Here is a 12,400-nt window from a genome sequence, read left to right as displayed (position 1 = left end):
TTATTTTTATTTTCCGCTCTGCCATGAACATCTGGCGCATGGAAGCGGACCACAGTTGAGGAGCTATGATGAAGATCGGTTTTCGTTCGATTCTTTCCCCGTTATTTATTCTTGCCATGGTCCTGTCGCAGTTTGCGATCTTGTCATCCGCCGGCGCGGCATGCGCGGGTGTGGTGTATGTAGATGCCAACTCTACCGCCCCAAGCCCGGACGGGTGCAGTTGGGCTACCGCCTACGCAAGCCTGCAAGACGCTTTGGCGGCTTCGTCGTATGGCGACCAGGTCTGGGTGGCGGGTGGGGTTTACTATCCCGATGAAGGCGCCAGTCAGTCCAACAATGACCGCAATAGTTCCTTCGCGTTGAAAAATGGCGTTTCGGTGTATGGCGGTTTTACTGTAGGCAATAGCCTTTTAAGCCAGCGGAATTCCAACCCGGCTACGAACGGCACAGTGTTGAGCGGCGATATCGATCAAACCGCAGGCAACGCCGGGAATGCCTACTCGGTGGTCACCGCAAACGGGGCGCTTACTGACGCATACGTGTTGGATGGGTTTACCATCACCGGCGGCAACCAGAATTCGGGGAGCGGCGTCGGCGGCGGCATGTACATCCAGAATACCAGCCCCACGCTTCGCAACCTGCTCATCACAGCGAACAATGCCAACGGGCGCGGCGGCGGAGTCTTCATTATTTCCACATCGGGTGTGGAAGCCAACTATAGCCGCGCCTCGTTCACGGATATCACAGTCAGCAATAACACGGCGGGCATCGGCGGCGGCGTGTATGTGCAAAATGGAAGTGTGTCCATCACGAGGGTGAACTTTATCGATAACGTCGCCACATTTGCCGCTGGCGGCGGCTTGAATCTTCAGACGCTGGGCGGTCCCGGCGTGGATGAACCCAACCTCCCAACATTGGTGGATGTGGTCTTCACGAACAATTCAGCCGTGGGCGGCGGAGGGCTGTTCAATAACAATAGCCAGACCACGCTTGATCGCGTGACGTTCAACGGCAATACCGCCACCCGGCGTGGCGGGGGAATTTTGAATGAATATGCCAATCCGATCTTCACGAATGTGACCTTTAGCGGGAATATCTCGTTTGAAAGTTCGGGCGTCGCGCCATGGGGCGGCGGCGGCATCCTGAATATCGATGGCAACCCAATTTTCAATAACGTCACCTTTACCGGCAATAACAGCGTCAACGCCTCCGGCACGGCGGGAGGCGACGCGATGCTCAACTTGACGGGAAGCGCTCCTCAGATTTCCAATAGCGTATTGTGGGCAGACGGCGGCACGAACGATGAGATCAAGAATGATGAAACCAGCTCATCTACTGTGACAGACAGCGTCGTGCAGGGTGGTTGCCCAGCCGGCGCGACTTGCACAAATCTAATCACGACCGATCCGCTCTTGAGCGCGTTGGAAAATAATGGCGGATTTACAAACACCCACGCCTTGATCGCGGGGAGTTCTGCCTTGGATTCTGCCGGCGTAAACAGCGTGTGCGCGAGCGATGATCAACGCGGCGTCGCCCGGCCGCAAGGCGCCGGGTGCGATATGGGCGCCTTCGAATACGGAACGCCTCCTACCCCGGGTCCATCTGCCACGCCCACCGCAACCTCTGTCAACACTCCGACCTTCACTCCCCAGCCGACATTCACCTCCACGTTCACCTCCACGCCCGCTCACACTGCAACGAACACGCCCACCATCACCGCGACAAGCACGCCATCGCCCTTCTTTAATGTCGGCGAAACAACAGTCCTTGGTATATCCTATTCGGGCGCTGGCAACCAACTCGTGGCACAGCAAGTCACTCTGTCGCAAACCGCAACCATTCAAAGCCTGAGCTATTATGTGTCTACAGCAGGCGGACAGTTACGGCTGGGCATCTATAACAATTCCGGTAGCGCGCCGGGCACGTTGATGGCGCAAACCGCCGCTTTCACTCCGGTAACCGGGTGGAATACACAGGCGGTCATCACGCCCACTTCGCTTCCCGCCGGAACCTATTGGCTGGCATTCCTGCCTCAAAGTAACACCCTGGCAGGTCGCATGACGTACGCAGGGGCTGGACGTTATTACGGCTACACCTTTGGGTCATTACCGGCAACATACTCGGCTTCCTCCGCTTCGGGCGCATTCCGCTTCTCGTTCTACGCCACCTTTGCGCTCGGCGCCGCGCCAACCAGCACACCCACAACTGTGCCGACAATAACGAATACCCCAACGCATACCTCGACACCCACCCGAACGTTCACGCCCACGATCACCAACACGCCAACATACACGCCCACGGCAACACTCACTCCCTTGTTTACTGCCACGCCAACCCATACAGCGACAAAAACCTCAACTCCTACGGCCACAAGTACCCCGACATCTACTGCAACATTTACCAATACTCCAACCGCAACCCCCACATCAATATTCACAGCAACCTCGACGAATACTCCCACGAGAACCCCAACCTCGACAAATTCGCCCACAGCCACATCGACATCTCCGGGCGGGACGCCCATCACCATCGGCGAAACGAGCGTTCTGACAACTCCGTATTCCGGCATGGGAAATCTCTTGATCGCCCAGCAGGTAACGTTGTCACAGAGCGCGACGATACAGAGCCTGAGTTACTATGTGTCCACGGCGGGAGGTCAATTACGATTGGGGATTTATGCGAATAACGGAAACGCCCCCGGCGCCCGCCTTGCGGAAACTGCCGCATTCACGCCGGTCGCCGGGTGGAATACCCAACCTGTGGTAACGCAAACCACAATGCCCGCTGGCACGTATTGGCTGGTATTCCTGCCGCAAAACAATACTCTCACGGGGAGGGTCGCATTATCAGGTTCAGGCCGATACTATTCTTACACCTTCAGCGCGCTCCCCGCTACGTATTCCGCGTTGTCAACATCGGATGGCTTCCATTTCTCCATGTATGCCACCTTGTTGGTTCCCTGAACGCCAATATGAAGCGCAAGATCAAGGATTGGCGTATCAACGAAATGTCCTGAGTCGAACGTAACCCCATTATGTGGATCTCCGTCCTGTGGACGGATCCATCCACCGGCTATCATACCCAGCCGCGGCTGAACGGATTGATTTGCGCATGTCCTTCCTGCTGTGGCTGGGTATTGAGTTAAAATAGCATCCTCGGCGCGACTCATGGACATCAATTTCAACCTGAAATTCCTCACCATCGACCGGCAGGTTACGATTTCCCGGCAAACGTTTCAATACAGCGTTGGCTTATTGACCATTCTGATCACTGTTGCCGCTTCATTTTGGGGAACTGTGAACGTGTTGGTTATCGCTCTGGCGGCGATTGGGGGACTGATAGCGCTGGGACTGTTATATCGTTACCCGTTATTGGCGTACATCTTTTTAATGCCTGCGGGAATGTTTGTCCCGTTTTCAGGACCCGGCGGCTTTAATGCCTCGGTCTTGTTGGTCGTTCTCATGTCGGTCCTTTGGATTGGAAACATGTTCGTCGTTCAACGGCGGTTCGAATTCGCGCGGTCTTCGGCTGTGCGCCCCGCCGTCTTTTTTATGGTCGTTTGCGTGGTCGCATTCGGCATGGGGCAGGTCTCGTGGTTTTCCCTTGCGCAACAGGCGCCGTTCGATACGCAGTTGGGCGGCTTTGCCATCTACTTCTTCTCGCTTGTCATGATGGTGATGACCGGGAACATCATCAAAGATATCCGCTGGCTGAAGGCGATCATCATCGCGTTCGTTGCGTTGAGCATGATATACGTTCTTGGCAGGGTGGTCGAATGGGCGGGCATCGATTCGATTTTTGAAAACGGATTTATCGCCAACAGCATGCTCTGGACGTGGCTGGTGATCCTGCCGCTTGCCCAGGCAATGTTCAACCAGGATCTTAAAAAGAATATCCGCATCTTCCTTTATATCATCGTCGCGTTGACGCTGTTCGTTGCAGTCATCCAAACAAGGGATTGGAAATCGGGCTGGGTGCCAGCCATGGTGGGTGTCGGCGTTTTGGTGGCGTTGAAATTCCCGAAACTCGCTTTTGCCTCCATCCCGTTTGCATTGATCGGTGTGGCGTATCTGGCGCAGGATCTAATATCCACCGACCAATATAGCTGGGGGACGCGCGTAGATGCCTGGGTTGTCGTCTTGGATATCAGCCGCGCCAACCCGCTATTGGGGCTTGGTTTCGCCAACTACAACTGGTACGCCCCTTTGTTTTCCCTGCGTGGATACCACATCCGCTTCAACTCCCACAGTCAATTTGTGGATATTATCGCCCAGACCGGACTGGCTGGCTTGGTCTGCTTTATCTGGATATTGTATGAAGTGGGAGTTCTCGGCTGGAGGTTGTCGCGGGAGTTGAAAGATGGTTTTGCGCGGGCTTACGCTTATGGCGTGCTGGCGGGCGTGGCGGCCTGTGTGATGGCGGCATATCTGGTGGATTGGCTGTTGCCGTTCGCCTACAATATCGGCTTGGATGGGTTCCGCGCCAGCATCTTGCCGTGGATCTTCTTTGGGGGGTTGGTTGCCATCGAACAAATGCGCAAGGAAAATAAACTTACCTAATACGGGAGGCTTGCATGGAAGATTTGATTGGATTGATCCCCGCCGCGGGGAAGGGAGTTCGGCTGGGTTTACCGTACCCAAAGGAGTTATACCCGGTCATCCGCAATAATCACTATAAGCCGATCTCGCAATTTGTGGTGGATAACCTCGTCAACGCCGGTCTCAAACACATTGTGTTTGTCGTAAACGAGACCAAGCATCAATTGATGGGATACTTCGGGAGCGGGATGCGCTTCGGATGCGATATCAGTTATGTGGTTCAGGAAGTGGTCGAGGGCAAGACCAAATCCACCTCGCCGGGGCTGGCGCACGCGTTGGATTCGGCGTACCACCTCATCAGAGGCAAAACCGTTTTCTTCGGCATGGCAGATACGCTCATGAAACCGAACGATATTTTCAAGCGAGTCTATGAAGCCGCCTCGCCGGAGGATGACGTGTTATTCGGCATGTTCACCACCGACCGCCCTGAAAAATTCGGCATGGTTCGCCATGGCGAGGATGGACGAGTCGCTGAGATCGTGGACAAGCCAAAACAGACCGATCTCACAGAGATGTGGGGATGCGTCATCTGGCGCCCGAAGTTCACCGAGTATCTGCATACATGTGTGTTCGAGGAAGGCATCTCGGATTTTGCAAAGATCATGAACGACGCCATATCTCTTGGAATGAAGTTCAAAGGCGTCCATCTCGAAGATGGGACGTACATCGACCTCGGGACGTACGATGAGATCGCCGAGATGGACAAGAAATACCGAGGGGAGGAATAAATGCCGGGTATGGAAAGCAAGCCACAGGTCGGGGAGGGAAGCGGCGAACAGGTCGTGGATATGTCCATTGTGTTGGTGTGCTGGAATAACAAGGCGTACCTCGATCCGTGTTTGAAATCGCTCTACGAAGGCGGGCTGAAGAGTTCGTTCGATGTGGTGGTGGTGGATAACGGCTCAACAGACGGAAGTCAGCAGATGCTGGCGGAAAAGTACCCGCAAGTGAAGGTGATCCAGAATGCGGGGAACGTCGGGTTGGGCAAAGCAAGCAACCAGGGGATCGAAGAGACGAACGGTCGTCATGTATTATTGCTCAACAACGATACGCTTGTGAACGCTCCCGCGCTCGATGTGCTGGTGGAGTATCTGGATGCCCACCCCAGGGCTGGCGCAACAGCGGGAAGGTTGTTGAACCCGGACGGTTCGTTCCAATCGGGGTTTGCGCCGTTTTCGACCCTGCTTGAAGAATTCCTGATCGTCACGCGCATCGGCGAGTTGTTGTGGACCGGGTATCCTTCGCATGGCGATGCGCAGGAGATCAAAGAGACCGGCTGGATGAGTTCGGCGTGTTTGTTGGTGCGGCGAGCGGCGCTGGATCAGATCGGACTGCTCGATGAAGGTTATTTCATTTATGGCGATGAAGCGGATCTGCAATACCGTTTGAACAAGGCGGGCTGGAAGGTTGTGTTCCTGCCGAATTCCTCCATCGTTCACTTCGGCGGCAGGAGCATGGATCGTTGGAAGCGGCGCAAGATGGTCTATCGCGGCAAGATGATGTTCTACAAGAAGAATTATGGTTTTGTCAGCGCTTTCTTCTTGCGCGTGTTGTTCTTCTTGATGAGCCTGGTGAAGCTGCTCGTGTGGGTGGTGGGCTTGGTCATCCCGTCGAAGAACGACCAGGCGAAGAAGGAATTACGCTCGAACATCGATGTGATGGCGTTGTGTCTTAATTTGAAGTGAGCAGTACCATTTTTTGAATTCAAGCCACAGGGATCGCAGAGCGCGCTGAGTGTGTAGGCTCAGAATCTCTGCGGACTCTGTGGCAAAATTTTAATCACACCTTATGAACATACTTTTCCTAACCCAAATTGTTCCGTTCCCCCCAGACGCGGGTCCCAAAGTGAAGACCTGGCACGTGTTGCGATTTTTAGCGGGGCAGGGTCATTCTGTAACTTTGGTTTCCTTCGTTCGTCCAGAAGAAGAGCCGCACCTGCCCGCGCTGGCTGAAGTTTGCGAGGCGGTCCACGCGGTGCCGATTCGACGGTCGCGCGCGGCAGACATCGGGTACATGATCCGCAGTTATCTCACCGGACGCCCGTTTCTCGTTGAACGCGACGATCTGCCAGCCATGCAGGAGAAAGTGACCAATCTGGCGCGACAGGGCGAATTCGATTTCATCCACGCCGACCAGTTGACGATGGTACAGTTCGGACTTCGCGCCGCGCAAACCGCGCCGAAGAAAAAACCGAAAGTGATTTTCGACGCTCACAATGCTGTTTGGTCCATCGTCGAGCGGATGCGCGAAAATGCGCGCTGGTTCTTGAAACCCCTCCTGGCAGTCGAAGCGCAGCGCGTCAAACGGTATGAAGGCGAATTCCTCAAAACGGTCGACCATGTGCTGGCGGTGACCGATGTCGACCGGGCTGGGCTCGAAGAAGCGTTGCGCTTCTCAAAAGTAAAACCCGGTGACAAACTTGCGCCGATCTCCACCATCCCGATCGCGGTGGATACGCAACAGTTGACGCCGGTCAAGCGCAAGCCTGCCTCGAACAATATCGTCACCCTGGGCACCCTGCATTACCCGCCCAATGCGGATGGCATCCGTTGGTTCTTCAACGAAGTGTTCCCGCTGGTTCAGAAACGAGTGCCAGAGGCAACGCTGACCATCATCGGCAAAAACCCGCCGCAAGATTTTCTCGAATTTCAGGCTCGCAATTCGGGGAGCGTGAACGTAACCGGCTATGTTCCCGAACTGGCTCCGTATCTGGCGGAGAGCGCATTGATGGTTGTCCCCGTTCGCGCGGGAGGCGGGATGCGCGTGAGAATCCTCGAAGCGTTTGCCTACGCCATGCCGGTGGTCACCACCACGATCGGGTTGGAAGGCATTCAAGCCGAGTTGGAAAGCGACGTGATCGTCGCCGACAAAGCGGACGATTTTGCGAACCGGGTCATCCAACTGTTGGAAGATCCGTCCTTACAGGAAAAACTATCCGTTCACGGACGGAAACTTGCGGAAACGAAATATGACTGGCAAGCGGCGCTCTCTGCCATGAAAAAGATTTACGAAGAATGACACCAACAGCAACCAAAAACATTCTGCAAAAGATTGCCGCGCAACCCTTGCCGTTCATCCTCACGGTGGCGGTCCTCTTGCGCGTGGCGATCGCGCTTGCCATGGGCGATACCGTCGTGGCTCTGCCCGGCATCTTCGACCAGGTCTCCTATCACAACCTTGCCTTGCGCGTTGTCGGCGGACACGGGTTTTCCTTCGGCGAATTGTGGTGGCCCATCACGCCCGCCGACGCGCCCACCGCGCATTGGAGTTTCCTCTACACACTCTACCTCTCGTTGGTCTATATCCTATTCGGTCCGCACCCGCTCGCCGCGCGCATCGCGCAAGCGGTCATCGTCGGCGTATTGCACCCGTACATCACCTTTCACATCGGTGAAAAACTATTTTCCAAAACCGTCGGCTTGGTTGCGGCGGGCATCACTGCCGTGTATGTCTATTTTTTCTACTACGGCGCGGCGCTCATGACCGAGCCGTTCTACATCACCGCCATTTTGTTCAGCCTGTATTTTGGAATTCGATTATCTGAAAACCTCGATCGAAAACTGGATACCAACCTCGGCGTCTCGTTGGGAATCTCGCTGGGCATCACCGTTCTACTGCGGCAGGTCTTTCTGCTTTTCATCCCCTTCCTGTTTCTTTGGATATGGATCGTCCGTATCCGCCGCCGGGTCGAGTTGCCTCTGCTCCCCAGCCTCGTCTCCATCCTGCTGACCATCGCCTTCATCCTGCCAGCCTCGTTGTACAATTACTCGCGCTTCGATAGGTTTGTCCTGCTCAACACGAATTCCGGGTACGCCTTCTTCTGGGGCAACCACCCCATCCATGGGACAAAATTCATCCCCATCCTGCCGACCGAAACCTATCAAGAAATGATCCCCGAGGAAGTCCGTTCTCTCGACGAAGCCGCGCTCGACCAGGAACTCCTCAAACGCGGCATCCAATTCGTCACCGACGACCCCGGACGATACCTGTTGCTGTCGTTGAGTCGCATTCCGCCATATTTCATGTTCTGGTATTCAGCCGATTCGTCCACGCTGAGCAACATTTCCCGCATCGGAAGTTTCGGGCTGTTCCTGCCGTTCATGCTATACGGTTTATGGTTGAGCGTCAAAGCCAATACCGGCGCGCAAGGGAATCGTTTCCTCAACCTGCTCTTCTCGCCGCAAGGACTGCTCATGCTCTTTGCCGTCGTCTACTCCGGCGTGCACATCCTCACGTGGACGTTGATCCGCTACCGCTTGCCGGTCGACGCCGTCTTGATCCCCTTTGCCGGGCTGGCGCTGGCAGAACTTGCCCAACGCATCTTGAAAACCCGGCCTCACCTACTCCGACAATTTCAGAGGACGCCATGAACATCATATCCGTCGTTGGGGCGCGCCCCGAGTTCATTCAAGCAACGCCTGTGAGCCGCGCGCTTCGCAAACACCACCGTGAAATCCTTGTCCACACCGGTCAACACTACGACTATAAAATGTCGCAGACCTTTTTCGACGAACTCGGTATCCCCGCGCCCGACCACAACCTCGAAGTGGGCTCCGGCTCGCACGCGGGGCAAACAGCCGAAATCCTGGTGAGATTCGAAGAGATCGTCCTCCACGAAAAGCCGGATGTGGTCATCGTCCGCGGCGACACGAACTCCACCCTGGCGGGCGCGCTCGTGGCGAGCAAACTACACATCCCGACTGTTCACATCGAAGCGGGCGAGCGCAGTTTCGACCGCCGCATGCCCGAAGAGATCAACCGTCTCGTTGCCGATCAATTATCCTCCGCGTATTTTTGCGTAAGCCAGACCGCCGTGCGGCAACTCGCCAACGAAGGCATCGCCAAGAACGTCTTTTGGGTGGGAGATGTGATGCTGGATGCGAACCTCGCCAACCGTCCGCTCGCGCGACAAAAATCGACGGTTCTTTCGGACCTCGGGCTGGCTCCCGCTTCGTACAGTTTGGTCACCGTCCATCGCGCCGCCAACACCGACGACCCCGCCCGCCTGACGAATATCGTCCGCGCCTTGAGCCGGGTCGGCGAGACGGTGATCTTCCCCGTCCACCCGCGCACACGCGGCGCGCTCGCAAAACTCGACGAGCAATTTGGCGGCAATGTCCGCTTGATCGAGCCGGTCGGGTATTATGACATGATGGTATTGGAAGAGAACGCGCGCCTGATCGCCACCGACTCCGGCGGCGTGCAACGCGAAGCCTATTTCATGCAAAAGCCGTGCCTCACCCTGCGCGACGAAACCGAATGGACGGAAACCGTCGGCGCCGGTTGGAACAAACTGGTCGGCGTGGATGTGGAGGCGATCGTCCACGAATGGAATTCGTTCGCGCCGCCGTCTGTCCAGCCGCCGATCTTTGGCGATGGCACAGCGGGCGAAAAAATCGCGGAGATCCTTGGGCAGGTCCAATTGTCGGTACATGAAGAACGCGTACTGGCTTAACCAACTGATGTTACGCAGTTGAAGCCAGTCTGGTCTCCGTAACGCGACATTCATGTCGCTTTTGCACAAGAATAACCTGAAAGGCGAGATAAATCTCGCATTACGAGCCCTACTGCGTAACATCACTTAACCAACTTTTACAGAAGATTTGAGACTATGAATCAAACATCACAGCAACACATCGGCATCATCGGCGGCGGCATTATGGGAATCAGCCTCGGCTACTTCCTCTCGCGCCGCGGACTCAAAGTGACCATCTACGAAGCCTCCCCGGTGTTGGGCGGCTTGGCGGGTCCCATTACGCTTGGCGATGGGACTCAGGTGGATCGCTTCTATCACGCCATCTTGTCCAGCGACCGCTTCCTCAGCGACCTGTGCAAAGAACTGGGCATCGACGACCAACTGCGTTACAAAGAGACCAAGACCAGTTTTTATTACAAGGGTAAACTTCACCCAATGAACAACATCATCGAATTCTTGAAGTTCCCGCCCCTCGGTTGGATCGACCGCTTCCGGCTGGGTCTCACCGTGCTTGCCGCGCAATTCGTCAAAGATTGGAAAACGCTCGAATCGGTCAGCGTTCAAAGTTGGTTGCTGAAGTGGAGCGGCGAAACCACTTTCCAAAACATCTGGCGTCCCATGTTGAAAGCCAAATTCGATGGCGGTTTCGATAATGTGCCAGCCACATGGATCTGGTCTCGGCTGGTGCGCATGAAATCGACCCGCGAGGGCGCGAATCAAAAAGAAATGGCAGGGCATCTGATCGGCGGGTACATCACCCTCATCAAAGCCCTGACAGACAAGATCGTGGAGGCGGGCGGGAACGTGCTTCTCAAAACGCCGGTCAAGGAAATTGTGATCGAAAACGGCAAGGCGGTGGGCATTCGCATGACGAACGACGAGGTGGTGAAGTATGACAAGGTGGTTTGCACCATGCAGACCCCCGTCTTTCAGCGCCTGATTCCCACAGCCGATCAGGCGTATCACGAATATCTCGGCAAGTCGGACTATCTTGGCATCATCGCCCCGTTGCTTGTGCTGGACCGCCCCTTAACCGGGAACTGGACGGTGAATATCACCGACGATCGCTACCCGTTCACCGGCGTGATCGAGACGACCGCTTACATCGATCCCAAATATGCCGGCGGCTATCACCTGGTCTATTTGCCAAAATACACCGCGCCCGGCAGTGAATGGCAGAAGAAGAGCGACGACGAGATCAAGCGCATCTGGCTTGAAAACTTAGAAGCGATGTTCCCAAGTTTTGACGCCGCCTCCGTTCGATATTTCTTGATCCATCGGGAGCGTTATGTCGAACCATTACATGGCTTGAATGAAACGGGCTTAATCCCGCCGGTCAAGACGCCGATCGAGAATCTCTTCCTTGCCACCACGTCGCAGATCTACCCCGCGCTGACCAATGGCGAATCCGTTTCCCGTCACGCGCGCGAGGCGTCTGATCTTATCGCAGGAGCGAATCGATGAACTCTAACACGGTCATAATTGTGTCCGGACTGCCGCGCTCGGGCACGTCCATGATGATGAAGATGCTCGAAGCGGGCGGGTTGCCGATCCTCACCGATAACCTGCGCGAAGCAGACGCGAACAACCCGAAAGGGTATTACGAATTCGAGCGCGTCAAAAACATGAAAGACGGCGACCTCGCCTGGATGCCGGAGGCGGTCGGCAAAGTCGTAAAGATCGTCACCGGGCTGATCACCTTCCTGCCGCCTGAATTCAATTACAAGATTGTCTTCATGCGCCGCGATCTCAAGGAAATCCTGTCCTCCCAGAAGAAAATGCTGGGGCGGCTCGGCAAAGGCGACGATAACATCCCCGACGACAAGATGGCAAAGACCTACGAAGAACACCTCAAACAGGTAAAAGGCTGGCTCGTGCGGCAGGCAAATATCGAAACGCTCTACGTCGATTACAACGTGATGGTCAACGACCCGACCGAATCGTTGCAAAAGGTCAGCGCGTTTCTTGGCGGCATGGATGTGCAAACGATGGCATCTGTCGTGGACCAGGAACTCTATCGCGAACGCAAAAAAGCGCTTGCATAAAAAGAAAGGAATACAACAATGAATCCAATTTTCCGATTGACCCGACTGCTCACCCTCATGGGGCTTTCCGACCCGGCGCAAGGGCGCGGCTACTTGGGACCTGAGACCCTCATGCCCATCGCCTCTGTTCTGGCGGCAATTGCGGGCTTCTTCCTTATGTTCTGGCGAATCATCGTCAAATTCGTGAAGAAAGCGTATCGCAAAGCGCGCGGCATCCCCGAAGAACTTCCCCCGGATGTCGAAATCGAAGAAGCCGTGGAAGAAAAACAAGAGCAATAATT

At 55.4% G+C, this 12,400-nt stretch carries 10 protein-coding genes; all 10 read left to right on the top strand.

Translation table 11 applies throughout. The annotated features are described in order from the left end of the window. Positions 1-68: 68 nt before the first annotated feature. The 10 genes from IPM31_01525 to IPM31_01480 all read left to right on the top strand — a co-directional run bounded on the left by IPM31_01525 (position 69) and on the right by IPM31_01480 (position 12,398). Positions 69-2,963 (top strand): hypothetical protein, encoded by a 2,895-nt coding sequence (locus tag IPM31_01525; protein MBK9005649.1) that lies wholly within the window; start codon positions 69-71, stop codon positions 2,961-2,963. A gap of 204 nt (positions 2,964-3,167) precedes the next feature. Then, positions 3,168-4,559 (top strand): O-antigen ligase family protein, encoded by a 1,392-nt coding sequence (locus IPM31_01520; protein MBK9005648.1) that lies wholly within the window; start codon positions 3,168-3,170, stop codon positions 4,557-4,559. A 14-nt stretch (positions 4,560-4,573) separates the two neighbouring features. Beyond that, on the top strand, positions 4,574-5,326 hold the full coding sequence (locus tag IPM31_01515; GenBank protein ID MBK9005647.1) for an NTP transferase domain-containing protein: 753 nt from the start codon (positions 4,574-4,576) through the stop codon (positions 5,324-5,326). A gap of 9 nt (positions 5,327-5,335) precedes the next feature. After that, a complete protein-coding gene (locus IPM31_01510; protein MBK9005646.1) occupies positions 5,336-6,283 on the top strand; it encodes a glycosyltransferase family 2 protein in 948 nt (315 codons plus the stop codon). A 103-nt stretch (positions 6,284-6,386) separates the two neighbouring features. After that, complete coding sequence (locus IPM31_01505) at positions 6,387-7,616, top strand: glycosyltransferase (GenBank protein ID MBK9005645.1); 1,230 nt, start codon at positions 6,387-6,389, stop codon at positions 7,614-7,616. Continuing rightward, positions 7,613-8,968 carry a glycosyltransferase family 39 protein gene (locus IPM31_01500; protein ID MBK9005644.1) on the top strand — a complete coding sequence of 452 codons (1,356 nt, stop codon included), beginning with the start codon at positions 7,613-7,615 and terminating at the stop codon, positions 8,966-8,968. Before IPM31_01505 ends, IPM31_01500 begins: the two co-directional genes overlap by 4 nt. After that, complete coding sequence (wecB, locus tag IPM31_01495; protein MBK9005643.1) at positions 8,965-10,053, top strand: UDP-N-acetylglucosamine 2-epimerase (non-hydrolyzing); 1,089 nt, start codon at positions 8,965-8,967, stop codon at positions 10,051-10,053. The genes IPM31_01500 and wecB overlap by 4 nt, the downstream gene beginning before the upstream one ends. A gap of 156 nt (positions 10,054-10,209) precedes the next feature. Continuing rightward, positions 10,210-11,538 carry an NAD(P)/FAD-dependent oxidoreductase gene (locus IPM31_01490; GenBank protein MBK9005642.1) on the top strand — a complete coding sequence of 443 codons (1,329 nt, stop codon included), beginning with the start codon at positions 10,210-10,212 and terminating at the stop codon, positions 11,536-11,538. Then, entirely contained in the window at positions 11,535-12,119 is a 585-nt protein-coding gene (locus IPM31_01485; protein MBK9005641.1) for a sulfotransferase domain-containing protein, read from the top strand. Before IPM31_01490 ends, IPM31_01485 begins: the two co-directional genes overlap by 4 nt. An 18-nt stretch (positions 12,120-12,137) precedes the next feature. Next, a complete protein-coding gene (locus IPM31_01480; protein MBK9005640.1) occupies positions 12,138-12,398 on the top strand; it encodes a hypothetical protein in 261 nt (86 codons plus the stop codon). Positions 12,399-12,400: the final 2 nt, after the last annotated feature.

This window comes from Candidatus Defluviilinea gracilis (genome assembly GCA_016716235.1).
Lineage (GTDB): Bacteria > Chloroflexota > Anaerolineae > Anaerolineales > Villigracilaceae > Defluviilinea > Defluviilinea gracilis.
Note: the sequence above shows the minus strand (reverse complement) of the source record. Positions and strands in the feature narration are given on the sequence as shown.